Source organism: Cellulomonas pakistanensis (assembly GCF_016862755.1).
In the GTDB taxonomy this organism is placed as follows: Bacteria; Actinomycetota; Actinomycetes; order Actinomycetales; family Cellulomonadaceae; genus Cellulomonas; species Cellulomonas pakistanensis.
Genome location: NZ_BONO01000018.1, coordinates 1 through 17,016, shown reverse-complemented (window position 1 = coordinate 17,016; position 17,016 = coordinate 1). Strand labels below are relative to the sequence as shown.

At 77.1% G+C, this 17,016-nt stretch carries 6 protein-coding genes; 3 read left to right on the top strand and 3 right to left on the bottom strand.

Going from position 1 to position 17,016, the window contains the following annotated elements; translation table 11 throughout:
• Window positions 1–34: 34 nt before the first annotated feature.
• Window positions 35–2,284 (top strand): SpoIIE family protein phosphatase, encoded by a 2,250-nt coding sequence (locus Cpa01nite_RS12140; RefSeq protein WP_203669034.1) that lies wholly within the window; start codon window positions 35–37, stop codon window positions 2,282–2,284.
• Window positions 2,285–2,350: 66 nt separating this feature from the next.
• On the opposite strand, the gene Cpa01nite_RS12135 is transcribed toward Cpa01nite_RS12140, so the two are convergent.
• The 3 genes from Cpa01nite_RS12135 to Cpa01nite_RS12125 form a co-directional block, all read right to left on the bottom strand.
• A complete protein-coding gene (locus Cpa01nite_RS12135) occupies window positions 2,351–2,971 on the bottom strand; it encodes an FMN reductase (protein WP_203669033.1) in 621 nt (206 codons plus the stop codon).
• Window positions 2,972–3,059: 88 nt separating this feature from the next.
• Window positions 3,060–4,259: an LLM class flavin-dependent oxidoreductase gene (locus Cpa01nite_RS12130; protein WP_203669032.1), complete on the bottom strand. Its 1,200-nt coding sequence runs from the start codon at window positions 4,257–4,259 to the stop codon at window positions 3,060–3,062.
• A gap of 121 nt (window positions 4,260–4,380) precedes the next feature.
• Window positions 4,381–5,712: an APC family permease gene (locus Cpa01nite_RS12125; RefSeq protein WP_203669031.1), complete on the bottom strand. Its 1,332-nt coding sequence runs from the start codon at window positions 5,710–5,712 to the stop codon at window positions 4,381–4,383.
• Between the two features lie 622 nt (window positions 5,713–6,334).
• Here Cpa01nite_RS12125 and Cpa01nite_RS12120 point away from each other — a divergent pair.
• Window positions 6,335–8,275 (top strand): PKD domain-containing protein, encoded by a 1,941-nt coding sequence (locus Cpa01nite_RS12120; RefSeq protein WP_203669030.1) that lies wholly within the window; start codon window positions 6,335–6,337, stop codon window positions 8,273–8,275.
• A 343-nt stretch (window positions 8,276–8,618) separates the two neighbouring features.
• Entirely contained in the window at window positions 8,619–16,946 is an 8,328-nt protein-coding gene (locus Cpa01nite_RS18890; protein ID WP_203669029.1) for an IPT/TIG domain-containing protein, read from the top strand.
• Window positions 16,947–17,016 lie beyond the last annotated feature (70 nt).

Sequence of the window (17,016 nt, the reverse complement as noted above, 5' to 3'; positions counted from 1 at the left end):
GCCCCGGTCGGGATCACCGACGGAAGGGGACGCGTTGAGCGAGACCTTCGTGGCGCCCGGCGAGCCGATCGGCCTCGACAACTGCGCGCGCGAGCCGATCCACATCCCCGGGTCCGTGCAGCCGCGCGGGGTGCTGCTGGTGGTCCAGGACGACGGCGCCGTCGTGCTGCAGGCCTCCGCGAACGTCGCCACCGTGCTCGGCCGGCCGGTCGACGCCGTGCTCGGCGCGCCGCTCGGCGACGTGCTCGGCGTCCCGGCCGCGCGGGTCGTCCTCGAGCAGCTCGCCGCGGTGCCGGACAACCGCACGCGCAACCCCGGCCTGGTCGAGATCGCGACCGCGGACGGCACCGTGCAGCTCGACGTCGTCGTGCACCGCCCGCCGCCCGCGACGCTCGCCGACCCCGGCCCGGTGTTCGTCGTGGAGCTGGAGCCCGCGGACGGGCCGCGGCCGCTCACCTACGGCACCACCTACGAGAGCGTCCGCGACGCGATCGCCGACCTCAACCGCGCGGGCGAGCTCACCGAGCTGTACGACATCGCCGCCCGGCACGTGCGCCGGCTGACCGGCTTCGACCGCGTGATGATCTACCGGTTCGACGCGGACTACAACGGCGAGGTCGTGGCCGAGGCGAGGCGCCGGGACCTGGAGCCGTTCCTCGGGCTGCACTACCCGGCCTCCGACATCCCCGCCCAGGCGCGCGCCATGTACGAGAAGAGCTGGATCCGGCTCATCTCCGACGTCGACTACACGCCGGTGCCGGTCGTGCCGACGGCGGAGCCGCTGTCCGGCCGGCCGCTCGACCTCACCTTCGCGACGCTGCGCTCCGTGTCGCCGATCCACTGCGAGTACCTGCGCAACATGGGCGTGCGCGCGTCCATGTCGATCTCGCTGCTCCGGGACGGGAAGCTCTGGGGCATGGTGGCGTGCCACCACTACTCCGGCCCGCACGCGCCGTCGTACGGCGTCCGCGCCGCCGCGGAGTTCCTCGGCGTCGCGTTGTCGGCCCGCCTGGTCGCGCAGGTCGAGGAGGACGCGCTCGAGGAGTCCCGCCGCGCGTCGGGCGTGCTCGCGCGCCTGGTCGCCGCGAGCCGCGACGAGGACGTCCGGCTCGCGCAGGCGCTGACCCGGACGGACGACCTGCTGACGCTGGTCCCGGCCGACGGGGTCGTCGTGAGCGTCGGGGACGACGTGCTGACCGCGGGCGAGGTCCCGGGGCCCGAGGCGTGCCGCGCCGTCGCGGCCTGGGCGGCGTCGGTCGACGAGGTGCTCGCCACCGACCGGCTGGCCGAGCTGCCGGGGGCGCCGGACGCCCCGGGGATCGCCGGCGCCGTCGCCCTGGCGCTGCCCGACGGCGGCACGGTCGTCTGGCTGCGCGGCGAGGTGGTCCGCACGGTCGACTGGGGCGGCGACCCGCACCACAAGGTGCTCGCCGTGCCCGAGGGCGACGGCGTGCGGCTGAGCCCGCGGCAGTCGTTCGACCTGTGGCGCGAGCAGGTGCGCGGCCGGTCCCTGCCCTGGGACGACCAGCACGTGCAGAACGCCGCCGACCTGCGGACCTACCTGGTCGAGGCGCTGTTCCGCCGCGGACGGGCCGAGGTGCAGGCGGCGCGGGCGATCCAGCGCACGCTGCTCCCGACGTCGCTGCCGCTCGTGCCGGGCTGGGTCGTCGACGCCCGGTACGAGCCGGCCGGGACCGGCCAGGTCGGCGGGGACTGGTACGACGTGCTGCGGCTCGCCGACGGGCGGCTGGCGTTGACGATCGGCGACGTGACCGGGCACGGGCTCGCCACGGCGGCGGCGATGGGCCAGCTGCGGAACGCGACCCGCGCGTACCTGCTCGACGCCGCACCGCCCGGCGTCGTGCTGTCCCGGGTCGGGGCGCTGGCGCGGTGGACGCTGCCGGGCCAGATGGCCACGATGGCGGTCGCCGTCCTCGACCCCGCGACGGGCGAGGTGGAGCACGCGGGCGCCGGCCACCTGCCGCCGCTCGTCGTGCGCGCGGACGGGACGGCGGCGTGGGAGCCGGTGCGCGGGGCGCCGCTGATCGGGATGCTGACCGAGGAACCCGCCGCCGGCCGGACCACCCTCGAGCCCGGGGACGCGCTGCTCCTGCTCACCGACGGGGTGATCGAGCGGCGTCGCGAGTCGCTGCGCGTCGCGCTCGACCGGACGCTGGCGGACGTCGGCCGCCCGGCGGCGGGCGACCTGGACGGCCTGGTCGCCCGGCTGCGCGACCCGTCCTCCGACGACGACGCCACGGTGGTCCTCCTGGCCCGCGCCTGACGTAGGAGACACGCCGGGGGTGCCCTCCGTGAGGGCACCCCCGGCGTGTCTCGTGCACCCGCGGCGTCAGCCGCCGAGCAGGTCAGCGAAGGACGGCGCGCCGGCGAACGGGTCCTGCGGGCCGCGCGGGCCCCGGGCGGCGACCGTCGTCGCGAGCTCGGCTCCCGCGCGGCGGATGCGGGCCGGCAGCGGGCTGGGCTCGTCGGCGGTGGCGCCGGCGGCCCAGTCGTCCGTCGCCGCGAACACGGACGTCGTCGCGACGTCGGCCCGCAGGTAGGTGAACAGCGGGCGGATCGAGTACTCGAGCGCCAGCGAGTGCCGGGCGGTGCCGCCGGTCGCGCCGAGCAGCACGGGCAGGCCCACCAGCGAGTCCTTGTCCAGGACGTCGACGAACGACTTGAACAGGCCCGAGTAGGTCGTCGTGAAGAGCGGGGTCACGGCGATCAGCGCGTCGGCGCCGGTGACGGCCTCGATCACCTCGGCGAGCTCCGGGCTCGGCACGCCCGTCAGCATCGCGTTGACGATGTCGTGCGCGTGGTCGCGCAGCTCGACGACGCGGACCTCCGGGCGCTGCCCGCGGTCGGCGAGCTCGGTCGCGGTCGCCTCGGCGAGGCGGTCGGCGAGCAGGCGGGTGGAGGACGGCCGGCCGAGGCCGGCCGACAGCGCGACGATGTGGCGCTCGGTCATGGGAGGTGCTCCTTCGAGGTCCTGCGTGGGTGGTGCGGGTGCTGCGGGTGCCCGGTGGCGGTAACCCGCCACCGGGCGGGGGTGTTCCTCAGAGACCGAACGCGGCGCCCTGGCGGCCGGCGACCGCGTCGGCGGCCGCGGCGTCGTCCTCGGCCGTCCGCCCGGTCCAGTGGTCGGCCGCGGCGACGGTCTGCTCGTGCACCGCGCCGGCGGCGCGGGCCTTCGCGAGGCGCTCGGCGTGCGTCGGGGGGCCGGACGGGACGTCGGCCGGGCGGTCGGACTCCATCTCCTTGCGGAGCACCGGCACGACCTCGCCGCCGAGGATGTCGAGCTGCTCGAGGACCGTCTTGAGCGGCAGGCCCGCGTGGTCGATGAGGAACAGCTGGCGCTGGTAGTGCCCGACGTCGTGCCGCATCGCGGCGTACCGGTCGATCACCTGCTGCGGCGAGCCGACGGTCAGCGGCGTCTGCGCGGAGAAGTCCTCCAGCGAGGGGCCGTGGCCGTAGACCGGCGCGTTGTCGAAGTACGGGCGGAACTCGTCCACCGCGTCCTGCGAGTTCTTCCGCATGAACACCTGGCCGCCCAGCCCGACGATCGCCTGGTCCGCCCGGCCGTGGCCGTAGTACTCGAACCGCTGCCGGTAGAACTGCACCATCTGCTTGGTGTGGCTCATCGGCCAGAAGATGTTGTTGTGGAAGAAGCCGTCGCCGTAGTAGGCGGCCTGCTCGGCGATCTCGGGGCTGCGGATCGAGCCGTGCCACACGAACGGCGGGATGCCGTCCAGCGGCCGCGGGGTCGAGGTGAAGCCCTGCAGCGGGGTGCGGAACTTGCCCTCCCAGTCGACGACCTCCTCGGTCCAGAGGCGGCGCAGCAGGGCGTAGTTCTCGATCGCCAGCGGGATGCCCTGGCGGACGTCCTGGCCGAACCAGGGGTAGACCGGGCCGGTGTTGCCGCGGCCCATCATGAGGTCCATCCGGCCGTCGGAGATGACCTGGAGCATCGCGTACTCCTCGGCCAGCCGGACCGGGTCGTTGGTCGTGATCAGCGTGGTGGCCGTGGACAGCACGATGTCCTTCGTGCGGCCGGCCAGGTAGCCGAGCATCGTGGTCGGGGACGACGCGACGAACGGCGGGTTGTGGTGCTCGCCCGTCGCGAAGACGTCGAGGCCGACCTCCTCCGCGTGCTGGGCGATCGTCAGGATCGACCGGACGCGCTCGGTGTCGTCGGGCGCGCGGCCCGTGTGCGGGTCAGGGGTGATGTCGCTGACCGTGAAGACTCCGAACTGCATCTCGCGCTCCTCAAGTCGATGCGTTTGCATGTACTTGCGCCCCAACGAGGGCGTGCGCGGATCTATTCCGCGTCGCCGGGACGGACGTCCCCGTCCCGGCGGCGCGGTGCGTCGGTGCAGGTCAGCGCGTCGGTGCGTCCTCGACCGCCCGGCGGCTCGACCGGCGCGTCACCAGGTGGAGCACCAGGCCGACCGCGAGCAGCACCCCCGCCAGGGCCCAGTGCCGCGCCTCCTGCTGGGTCAGCAGCACCAGGCAGGTGACGATCGCGAGCACGGGCAGCGCGGTCCAGGCCCGGAAGTGCTCGTGCTCGACGCGGTCCCTGCGCAGCACCAGCACCGCGACGTTGGTGCTGAGGAAGACGAACAGCAGCAGCAGGACGACGGTCGACGCCAGGTCGACCAGCTCGCCGGTCGCGGCCAGCACCATCGCGACGACCGTGGTCACGACGATGGCGACCCACGGCGTGCGCCGGCCCGGCAGCACGCGGCCCAGCACCGGGGGCAGCAGCCCCTCCTTCGCCATGCCGTAGGTGAGGCGGCTGGCCATGATCATCGTGAGCAGCGCGCCGTTGGCGACGGCGACCAGCGCGACCGCGGAGAACACCTCGAGCGGGACGCCGCCGGCGACGCGCACCACCTCCAGCAGCGGGCCGGACGACGCGGCCAGGTCCTCCGGGGCGACGACGGCCGGCGCCACCAGGCCGACGAGCAGGTAGACCACGCCCGCGGCGATCAGCGCGCCGAACAGCGCCCGCGGGTAGACCCGGCGGACGTCCGTGACCTCCTCGGCGAGGTTCGCGGAGGTCTCGAAGCCGACGAACGAGTAGAAGGCGATCAGCGCGCCGCCCAGGATCGCCGCGGCCCAGGACGTCTCGGCGGGCAGCTCGAGCACGCGGCCCGGGTCGCCGTCGCCGCGGCCGAGCACGACCGCGCCGAGGATCACCACGAGCACCAGGCCCGACAGCTCGATCGCGGTCATGACGACGTTGGCGCGCAGCGACTCCTGGATCCCGCGCATGTTCAGCGCCGCCACGAGGGCCAGGAACACCAGGGCGACCGGGACGGCGGGCAGGTCGAGGAACACCGACAGGTAGTCGCCCCCGAACGCCAGGGACAGGCCCGCCGCCGACGTCACGCCCGCCGCGAGCATGCAGAACCCGACGAGGAAGGACACCAGCGGGCTCTTGTACGCCCGCTGCGCGAACACCGCGGAGCCGCCGGCCTTCGGGTACTTGGTGACGAGCTCGGCGTAGGACGCCGCGGTCAGCAGCGCCATGCCCAGCGCGACCAGCAGCGGCAGCCAGATCGCGCCGCCGGCCTCCGCGCCGAGCTCGCCGACCAGCGCGTACACGCCGGCGCCGAGCACGTCGCCCAGGATGAACAGGAACAGCAGCGGCCCGGTCACGGCCCGGCGCAGGCCGGGAGACCTCTCGGTGGCGGTGTCGGTGGTCACCCGGCCGAGTATCGGCGCGGGCACGCGCGGTCGCGCGGCGAGCGTCGGCGCCGGCGGTGCCGCCGGTGCCTGGCGTGCGCGCCGAACGCGTAGCCGACACGTCGGACGAGCACCCACGGGATGCTCTCCCGACGTGTCGCGTACTCCCTCGGCGGCGGGTCGCCACGCCGACCGGGCACCTGACGCGTCGAGTGGGCATCCCGTGGTTGCCCGCTCGACGCGTCCGGTGCCCACTCGCGGGTCGGGGAGAGGCGCGGCGGCGGGCGCGGCGGGCGGGCGCGGTGGCCGTGGCGCGGGTGTGACCGGGTGCACACGCGCGCGGGGAGGGCTCAGGGCGTCGTGCGCGTTGTCGATGGTGGACGTGCGGGCCCGGCCCGCCGTCCCCGCCCGGCTCCCGGGCGACGCCGCGTGACGAGACCGCGGCAGCAGGCGTGGCAGCAGTCGCCGCGCCGACCGCACCGTCGCACCACTCCCGCACCGCTCCCACACCACCGCGCGCCGCGACCCGTCGCGGCAGTCCGCGCCGGCACCGACGCCCGCGCGCCACCGGCCCGCCACCGGCGGGGCCGGGCAGCACCGCACGCCCGGGCGCCCGCGCGCGCCCGCACGCAGGGGGAACCGCATGTCCGCACCGACCCGCGCCCGCAGGGGCGCCGCGCTCGCCGCCGTCCTCGCGGCCGCGCTCACGCTCGCCGTCCCGTCCGCCGCGCACGCCACCGCGGCGTCCGCGCCGGCGACCGCCGCCGCGACGTCGACCGTCGCGGCCCCGACGGCCGCCACTACGTCGACCGCCGCGGCCACAGCCGCCGCCGCGCCGGCGACCGCCGCGGCCCCGACGGCCGCCACCTCGGCCGCCGACGCCCCGGGCTTCCGCCTCGGCGCCCACGTCGACCGCGGCTCCGCCCGCGACGCGGCGGCGGCCGTCGCCGGCTTCGAGGAGGCCCTGGGCCGGCGCCTGGACGTGCACCGCTGGTACAGCCGGTGGGACGACGCCCAGCCGGCGGGGCCGGTCGTCGACTCGGTCGCCCGCGGCCGCACGCCGATGCTGTCGATCTGGCCGAAGCGGCTGGACGGCTCGGTGGTCCCGTGGTCGGTGATCGCGTCGGGCGCCGTGGACGCCGACATCCGCCGGCAGGCCGCGGGCGTCGCGGCGCTCGGCGTACCGGTGTACCTGACGCTGCACCACGAGGCCGACATCGCCGAGGGCTGGGGCACGGCTGCGGAGTTCCGCGCGGCCTGGCGCCGGTACGTGCAGGTGTTCCGCGAGGCGGGTGTCCGGGACGTGCGCTGGACGTGGGTGGTGACGCCCGGCAGCTTCGGCTCGGCGCCCTCGACGGCCGGCGCCGACGCGTTCTACCCGGGGGACGACGTCGTGGACCGGGTCGGGCTGGACGCCTACAACTGGTACGGCTGCGCCCCGGGCAAGCCGGCCGCGTGGCGGTCGCTCGCGGAGGTCGCGACGCCGTTCCGGCGGTGGGCCGAGGCGCGCGGGAAGCAGGCCGTGCTGGCCGAGTTCGGCACCTCGGCGGACCCCGCCGACCCCGCCCGGCGCGCGGCGTGGCTGACCGAGGCGGTCGACTGGCTGGGTGCGTGGCCCGGCCTGGACGTGGCCTCGTCGTTCGAGGGCACCGGCACGTGCCCGTGGGCGCTCGCCGGCTCGGCGACGGCCCGCTCCGCGTACGCCGCCGCCGTGGCGGGCCCGGCGGCGAACGCCGCGCCGACCGCGGACCTCCGCGCGTCCGCCACGGTCGGCCCCGCGCCGCTCGCGGTCACGTTCGACCTGTCCCGCAGCACCGGCGGTGCGTCGGCCGCCGGCACCGGCGTGGTCCGGTGGACGCTCGACCTGGGCGACGGCACCACGCGCACCGGCACCGGGCACCCGGGCGCCGTCGCGCACACGTACGCCGCGGGCGCGCGCACGGCCCGGCTGACCGTCACCGACGCCGCGGGTCGCACCGCCACGGACTCCCGCGCGCTCGTGGTCGCGCCGCGGCCGGCGGTGACCGGGGCCGAGCGGGACGTCACCGGCACGTCGGCCCGCGTGCGCGCGTGGGTGGATCCCGAGGGGCTGGCGGGCACCGTCCGGATCGCGTGGGCGCCCGAGGGCGGGACCGAGAGCGGCCGGGTGGAGCGTGCGCTCGCGGCGTCGACCGTCGCGCAGGAGGTCGGTCACGACCTGACCGGGCTGCGTCCCGGGACGCGGTACACCTGGACCGCCACGGCGACGACGGCCGCCGGCACGACGGTCCTGACCCGCACGTTCGACACCCCGGGCCCGCCGACGGTGCGGGCGCTCGCGGCGACCGGCGTCACTCGCACCGGTGCGACGGCGCAGCTGCGGGTGCACCCGCGCGGCCTGGACACGACGGTGCGCGTCGAGTGGGGGACGGGCTGGTCCGCGCGCACGGCGGACGTGGCGTTCCCCGCGGCGACGTGGGAGCGCGCGGGCACCGTGGCGCTCTCGGGGCTCGCGCCCGGCACCAGCTACCGGTACCGCGTCGTCGCGACCAACGCGGCCGGCACGACCGTCGGCCCGGAGCAGGTGCTGACCACCGCGGGGTGAGACGCACGGCACCCTCGTGCCACCCGTTCGGAGTATCAAGTCCCGGTCCCGCCGGGTGATCGTGATGCATTCGTTATGCATCGCGAGGCCCGGGCGGGTGACCAGGGACGACGCGGAACCTACGAGCCCGTACGTACGGGGATGTTGCCGCGTTTTTGTCCGATTTGCGACGTCGGTGACCGGGCGGACCGCGTTTTCCCGATTCGCCAGGTGGCGCGGCGCTGTGTGTGATGCAGGCAACACGACATTCGTGGCGACGGCCTCGTCGCTGCAGGGGGGACGGATGATGGTGGGTGCGCTGCAGCATGCCCGGAAGCTGGTCGCAGGAGCGACCGCGGCCTTGTTGGCCTCAGGAGCGATCCTGTTCGCCCCGACCGCCGCGTACGCGGCGCCGGGGGACGCCAGCGCCACGAGCGTGGCGATCAACCTCAACGCGGGCATCAGCATCCCGCCGCTGGTCAACATCCCGCTCGTCGGCCTGAGCACCACGCTCGGCACGGCCGTCGCGCCGGCCGGCGGGGGCACCAGCCAGAGCGGCCTGCTCAACCTCGGCGTCGGCGGGCTGGGGGTCACGACCGCGGGCAGCGTCACGAACACGACGGCCACGCGGACGGCCGCCGGCTCCTCGGCGACCTCCGAGGTCGCCGGCGTGAACATCGGGGTGCTCGGCCTCAGCGCCGTCGCGGTGGACGCCGTGAGCGCGACGGCCACGTGCCCCGCGGGCGCCGCGCCGACCGCCGCGGCGAACGTGGCGAACCTGCGCCTGCTGGGCCAGGCGGTGACGCTGAACGCGGCGACGCCGACGGTCGCGGCCGGCGCGAACGTCAACGTGCTGGGCCTGGCGGGCGCCCGCCTCAACGCCACCGCCCGCCAGGTCACCACCACGACGGGCACGAGCGCCTCGTCCGCCGCGGTCCTGGTGGACCTCGGCCTGTCGGCGACCGTGTCCCTCACCGGCACCACCGTCAACGTCCCCCTCGGCACCATCGCGCTCGCGCAGGCCTCGTGCCAGGCGCCGAACGCCACGGTCGCCTCGATCGCCCCCGCCACGGGCCCGACGTCCGGCGGCACCACCGTCACCGTCACCGGCACCGGCCTGCAGAACACCACCGGCGTCACGTTCGGCGGGGTCGCGGCCACGTCGGTCACCGCGTCGCCCGACGGCACCCGGCTGACCGCCGTCGCGCCCGCCTCGGAGACCGCGGGCGCCGTCCCGGTCGTCGTCGCCCGGCCGACCGGCGACGTCGCGGCGGGGTCGTTCACCTACGTCGCGCCGACGATCACGTCGGTCGACCCGCCGCAGGGCACGACCGCCGGCGGCACGACCGTGACGATCACCGGCACCGGCCTGGCCGGCGCCACCGGAGTCGGCTTCGGCGGCGTCGCGGGCACCGTCACGGCGAGCACGCCGACGTCGGTCACCGCGGTCACCCCGGCGCGCGCCGCGGGCACGGTCCCGGTGACGGTCACGCTGCCCGGCGCGGACGCCACCGCCGCGGACGCCTACACCTTCGTCCTGCCGACCAACCCGACGGTCGCGACGATCACGCCCGCCGAGGGCCCGGCCGCCGGCGGCACCGCCGTCACGCTCACGGGCACCAACCTGGGCAACGCCACCGCCGTGACCTTCGGCGGCACGCCCGGCACGGTCACCGCGCGGACGGCCACCTCGCTCACCGTGACCACGCCCCCGCACGCGGCCGGGCCGGTCGCGGTGGCGGTCACCAACCCGTCCGGCACCACGACGGCCGCCGACCCGTTCACCTACCTCGAGGACGGCTCCGGCGCGACGTTCGCCGGCATCACCCCGGCGCAGGTCCCGACCTCGGGCGGCACCACCGTCACGATCACCGGGACCGGCCTCGGCGGCGCGACCGGCGTCACGGTCGGGGGCGTCCCGGCCACGGGCGTCACGGCGACCCCCACGGGGATCACCGCCACCGTGCCGGCGACCGAGACCGCGGGTGCCACGTCCGTCGTCGTGCAGTTCCCGGCGGGCACGCGGGCCGCGGGCGACGTCACCTCCGTGGCGCCGGCGATCACCGCCGTGACCCCGGACGAGGGCCCGGCCGCGGGCGGCACCGCCGTCACGATCACCGGCACGGGCTTCGGCCCCGCCACCGGCGTGACGTTCGACGGCCTGCCGGCCACCATCATCGCGCAGACCGCCACGTCGCTCACCGTGACCGCCCCGGCGCACGCGCCCGGCCCGGTGGACGTGGTCGTCACGGCCCCCGGCGCCGACGCCGCCGCGGCGGGTGCCTTCACCTACCTCGACGACGGCACCGCCGCGACGGTGACCGGCCTCGACCCGGCCACCAGCCCGACCGCGGGCGGCGGCACGCTGACCGTCACCGGCGCCGGCCTCGGCGCCGCCACCGGTCTGCTGGTCGGCGGCGTCGCGGTCGACGACCTCGAGGTCGCGGCCGACGGCACCTCCGTCTCCGGCACGATCCCGGCCGCCGCCGAGGCGGGCCTGGTCGACGTGACCCTCGTGTTCCCGGGCGGCGAGGTCGCCGCGGGCCCGCTGGTGTACGTCGCCCCGACCGTCGCGCTGGAGCCCGCGCAGGGCACCGAGCTCGGCGGCGAGACGGTGACGATCACCGGCACCGGCCTGGCCGGCGCCACGGAGGTCACCTTCGACGGCGTCCCCGGCACGGACCTGGACGTCGTCGGCGACACCGAGCTGACGGTCACCACGCCGGCGCACGCGCCGGGCCTGGTGGACGTCGTCGTGACCCTGCCGGGCGTCGACGGCGTCGCGGCCGACGGCTTCGCCTACCTGGCCGAGGACGTCGCGACCGTCTCCGCCGTCGACCCGGCGCAGGGCCCGGTCGCCGGCGGCACGGTGGTCACGCTGACCGGCGAGGGCTTCACGACGGTCGACGAGGTGCTGTTCGACGGCGTCGCCGGCACCGGCCTCGACGTCGTCAGCGACACCGAGCTCACCGTCACCACCCCGCCGCACGCGGCCGGCCCGGTGACGATCACGGTCACGAACGCCGGCGGCGACTCGTGGCTGCCGAACGGGTTCACCTACCTCGCGGACGGCACGGACGCGACGGTCGCCGGCCTGGCGCCCGACGAGGTGCCGACCGCGGGCGGCACGACCGTGACGCTCACCGGCACGAACCTGACGGGCGCCACCGGCGTGACCGTCGGCGGTGCCGCGGCGGCCGACGTCGTCGTGGCCCCGGACGGCACGAGCCTCACGTTCACCACCCCGCCCAGCGAGGCGGCGGGCGCGGCCGACGTGGTCGTCGCGTTCCCGCTGGGCACCGTCGACGCCGGCGTCGTCACCTACGTGGCGCCGACGCTCGACGCCCTGGACCCCGCCGAGGGCCCGACCTCCGGCGGCACCACGGTCACGCTCACCGGGACCGGCCTCGAGGCCGCGACCGGCGTGACCTTCGGCGGCGTGCCCGCCACCGACCTGGCCGTCGTCGGCCCGGGGGAGATCACCGTGACGTCGCCCGCGCAGGGGGCGGGCGACGTCACGGTGGCGGTCACCCTGCCGGGCGCGGACCCGGCCGGCCTGACCTTCACCTACCTCGAGGACGGCGCGGGCGCGGTGGTCGACGGCGTGACGCCGGCCGAGCTGCCGACGTCCGGCGGCACGGTCACCGTCACCGGCGCCGGCCTCGGGGGCGCGACCGGCCTCACCGTCGGTGGGGTGCCCGTCCCGGGCCTCGACGTCACCGACGGCGCCGTGACCGGCACCGTGCCGGCCACGGAGGACGGCGGCCCGCAGGACGTCGTGCTGGTCTTCCCGGGCGGCACGGTCCCGGCCGGCGAGATCACCCTCGTCGAGCCGGCGGTCACCGGCGTGCAGCCCGCGTTCGGCGTGAGCTCGGGCGGCAACCAGGTCGTCCTCACCGGAACCGGCCTCGGCGCGGCGACCGGCGTGACGATCGGCGGCGAGCCGGCCGACGTCGTGGACGTCGCCCCGGACGGCACCACGATCACCGTCACGGCCCCGGCCGGCACGCCGGGCGCGGCCGACGTGGTCGTCACGCTGCCCGGCGCCGACGCGGCGGTCGCGGACGGCTACCTGTACCTCGACGACGGCTCGGACGCCGAGGTCACCGACCTCGCGCCGGCCGAGCTGCCCACGACGGGCGGCACCACGATCACGGTCACCGGCACCGGCCTCGGGGCCGTCACCGGCGTCACCGTCGGGGGCGTCCTCGCGGACGGCCTGGCGGTGGCCGAGGACGGGACGTCGGTCGCCGTGACGGCGCCGCCGTCGGAGTTCGCCGGTCCGGCCACCGTCACGCTGATCTTCCAGGCGGGCTCCGTCGTCGCCGGCCAGGTCGCCTACGTGGCGCCGACGCTCACCGCGGTCGACCCGGCCGAGGGCACGCAGGCGGGCGGCACGACCGTGACGCTCACCGGCACCGGCCTCACCGGGGCCGGCGGCGTGACGTTCGGCGGCGAGGCGGCCACGATCACCGCGGTGGAGCCGGACGGCACCGGGATCACCGTCCTGACGCCCGCCCAGGCGCCCGGCACGGTCGACGTGGTGGTCGAGCTGACCGGCGCGGACGCCGCCCTCGCGGACGCCTTCACCTACCTGGACGACGGCACCGGCGCCACGGTCGACGCCCTCGACCCGGCCACCAGCCCCACCGCGGGCGGCGGCACGCTGACCGTCACCGGCACCGGCCTCGGCGCGGTGGCGGCCGTGACGATCGGCGGGAACCCGGCCGACGACCTGGTCGTGGCGGAGGACGGCACGTCCGTCACCGTGACGATCCCCGCGGCCGACGCCGCCGGCCCCGCGGACGTCGTCCTGACGTTCCCGGCCGGCACGGTCGACGCGGGCGCGCTCGGGTACGTCGCGCCCGCCCTCGACGCGGTCGACCCGGCGACCGGCCTCGCGGCCGGCGGCGAGACGGTCACCCTCACCGGCACCGGGCTGGCCGGCGCCACGGGGGTCACGTTCGGCGGGGTCGCGGCGGACGTCGTCGACGTCGCCGCGGACGGCACCGCGATCACCGTCACCACCCCGCCCGGCGCGGCGGGGCCGGTGGACGTGGTCGTCGCGCTGCCCGGGCCGGACGCCACGCTCGCCGACGGGTTCACCTACCTCGAGGACGGCTCCGGCGCGACGGTCACCGGCCTCGAGCCGGCGACCGCCCCGACCGCGGGCGGCGTGCCCGTCACGGTCACCGGCACCGGCCTGGCCGGCGCCACGGGCCTCACCGTGGGCGGCGTCGCGGCGACGGACGTCACGGCCTCGGCCGACGGCACCTCGGTCACCGCGGTGCTGCCCCCGGCCGACGCCCCGGGCGCGGCGGACGTGGTCGTGGTCTTCCCGGAGGGCACCGTCCCGGCCGGCGAGCTGACCTACGTGGCCCCGGCCGTCACCGCGGTCGCCCCGGCCGAGGGCGGGACCGGCGGCGGCACGACCGTCACCGTCACCGGCACCGGCCTCGCCGGCGCCACCGGCGTGCTGGTCGGCGGCGCCCCGGGCGTCGGCCTGGTGGTCGACCCCGACGGGACGAGCCTCACCGTCACGACGCCGGCCGGCACCGTCGGCCCGGCCGACGTGGTCGTGCAGCTGCCCGGCCCGGACGCCACCCTCGCGGACGGCTTCACGTACGTGGACGACGGCACCGGCGCCACGGTCGACGGGCTCGACCCGGCGACCAGCCCGACCGCCGGCGGCGGCACGCTGACCCTCACGGGCACGGGCCTCGACGGGGTCGCGACGGTGACGGTCGGCGGCGTGCCGGTCGACATCGCGTCGCAGAGCGGCACCGAGATCACCGTGACGATCCCGCCGGCGGACGCCGCGGGCGAGGCCGCCGTCGTGCTCGGCTCCCCGGCGGGCGCCACGGTGCTCGCGGGGGCGCTGGAGTACGTCGCCTCGGCGGTCGACGAGGTGGACCCGGCCGTGGGTCCGCAGTCGGGCGGGACGTCGGTGACGCTGGCGGGCACGGACCTGGGTGCCGTGACGGCGGTGCTGGTCGACGGGGTCTCCGTCACGCCGACGGAGGTGACCGCCACGACGGTCACGTTCACGACGCCGGCGCACGCGCCGGGCGTGGTGGACCTGGTGCTGGTGCAGCCGGGTGCGGACGTCACGCTGGGCGGCGTCTTCACCTACGAGGCCGACGGGTCCGACGCGCTGGTGGACGGGCTCGACCCGGCCACGGTGCCGCTGGCGGGTGGCGCGACGGTGACGATCGGGGGTTCCGGTCTGACCGGGGCCACCGGGGTCACGGTGGGCGGCGAGCCGGCGACGGACGTCGTGGTCGCGGAGGACGGCACGTCCATCTCCTTCACGGCGCCCCCGGGCGCGGCGGTGGGGCCGGCGGACGTCGTGATCACCTACCCGTCCGACGGTGCGGTGCCCGCGGGCGAGCTCACCTACGAGGACGACGGCTCGGCCTCGACGGTCGACGGGCTCGACCCGGCGACGGTCCCCACGGCGGGCGGCACGGTCACGGTGACCGGCACCGGCCTGGGGAACGTCTCGGGCGTGACCGTCGACGGCACCCCCGTGGACTTCACGGTGGTCTCGGGCGCCGAGGTCACCGTCACGCTCCCGCCGTCCGAGGCGACGGGTGCCGCCCCGGTGCAGCTGGAGTTCCCGGCGGGGACGACGCTGCCCGCGGGCACGGTGACCTACGCGCTCCCGGCCGTCGACGGCGTGGACCCCGCGCGGGTGCCGCAGTCCGGCGGGACGTCCGTGACGCTGACCGGCACCGACCTGGGTGCCGTCACGGCGGTGCTGGTGGACGGCGAGTCCGTGACGCCGACGGGGGTGACCGCGACGTCGGTGACCTTCACGACGCCGGCGCACGCGCCGGGTGCGGTCGACCTGGTGCTGGTGCAGCCCGGGGCGGACCTGGCCCTCGACGGCGTGCTCACCTACGAGGCCGACGGCTCCGACGCGGACGTGGCCGGCCTGGTGCCGGCGGAGGTCCCGCTCGGCGGCGGCTCGACGGTCACCATCGAGGGCACCGGGCTCACCGGGGCCACCGGGGTGACGGTCGGCGGCGTCGGGGCGGCGGACGTCGTCGTGGCGGACGACGGCACGTCGATCACCTTCACGGCGCCCGCGGGCGACGAGTCGGGTCCGGCGGCGGTCGTCATCACCTACCCCGGCGGCGGCGAGGTGCCCGCGGGCGACCTCACCTACGTCGCGGACGGCACCGGCTCCGCGGTCACCTCGGTGAGCCCGGCGGCCGCGCCGACCGCGGGCGGGGTCCCCGTCCGGGTGACCGGGTCGGGCCTGGGCGGCGCCACCGGCCTCACGGTCGGCGGCGTGCTCGTCGCCGACGCGGTGGTCTCGGCCGACGGCACCGTCATCTCCGGCACGCTGCCGGCGAGCGAGGTCGCCGGTCGCGCGCCCGTCGTGATCACCTTCCCCGCGGGGGACGTGACCGCGGGCACGCTGACCTACGCCGCTCCGGTCGTCACCGGGATCTCCCCGGCGCAGGGCCCGGTCGCGGGCGGCACCACGGTGACGATCTCGGGCTTCGGGCTCGGCGCCGCCACCCGCGTCCTGATCGGCGGCGTCCCGGCCACCGGCCTGACGGTCGTCCCCGGCGGCCTGACGGTCGTCACCCCGGCCGGCGCCGCCGGCACGGCGGACGTGGTGGTGGAGCTGCCCGGCGCCGACGCGGTCCGCGCCGGCGGGTTCGGGTACGTGCCGGCCGGCGGGCCGTTCGTCGGGGGCCTGACCCCGGCTGCGGGCCCGACCGGGGGCGGCACGACGGTGACTCTCACCGGCGCCGGCCTGGACACCGTCACGGAGGTGACGTTCGGCGGGGTGCCCGCGACGATCGTCGGCACGCCGACGGCCACCGAGGTCGTCGTCACCACGCCGGCGCACGGCGCGGGGGCGGTCGACGTCGCCGTGACCAACGCCGCGGGCACGGGCGTCCTCCCGGGGGCGTTCACCTACCAGGCGCCGCTCGGCGGCTCCGCGCTCCGGGTCCTGTACTACTCGCCGCGGGTCGGCCCGACCACCGGCGGGCAGACGATGCTGATCACCGGCAGCGGGTTCACGGCCGGGCCGACGACGGTGACGTTCGGCGGCACCGCCGCCGAGTCGGTGACGGTGCTGTCCGACACCGCGCTGGTCGTCGTCACCCCGCCCGGCGAGGAGGGCGTCGTGCCGCTCGTCGTCGCGGTGGCCGGCGTGGACGCGCTGACGCTCGGCTACGAGTACGACGCGCAGGCCGCGGCGGTGCCGGAGGCGCCGGTCGTCACGGACGTCGAGCCCGGCGACCTCGACGCCGGCGGCGGCACCCCGGTCACCGTGGGCGGCGGCGGCTTCGTCCCGGGCGACACCTCGGTGGTCGTCTGCGGGCAGGTCGTGCCGGCCGAGGAGGTCACCGTGGCCGCGGACGGGACGTCGCTGACGTTCCTCGCCCCCGGCTGCGAGCCCGGCGCCGCGGAGCTGGTGGTCGTCACCCCCGGTGGCACCGTCACCGTCCCGGTGACGTACTTCGCCTCCGAGGTGCTGGCGGCGGCGGAGCCGGGCGACGACCCGGCCGGGGCGGACCCGTCCGATCCGCTCGCCGTCACCGGCAGCGACATCGGGCGCGAGGCGCCGTGGTGGGCCGCGGGTCTGCTCCTCTGGGGCCTGGGGCTGCTCCTGGTGCGGCGGGTCGCCCTCCGGCGGCTCGCGGCCCGACGGGGCGACGCGGGCTGAGTCCCCGCGCGGTCCGCGCACCACCGGCGGCCGCGGCGCCGGACGGGTATCCACCGTCCGGCCCGCGGCC

What these genes read in the sequence shown, in the direction of transcription:
- Cpa01nite_RS12130 (WP_203669032.1), bottom strand. Translation starts at nt 4,259, where the DNA reads ATGCAGTTCGGAGTCTTCACGGTCAGCGACATCACCCCTGACCCGCAC.
- Cpa01nite_RS12135 (WP_203669033.1), bottom strand. Translation starts at nt 2,971, where the DNA reads ATGACCGAGCGCCACATCGTCGCGCTGTCGGCCGGCCTCGGCCGGCCG.
- Cpa01nite_RS12120 (WP_203669030.1), top strand. Translation starts at nt 6,335, where the DNA reads ATGTCCGCACCGACCCGCGCCCGCAGGGGCGCCGCGCTCGCCGCCGTC.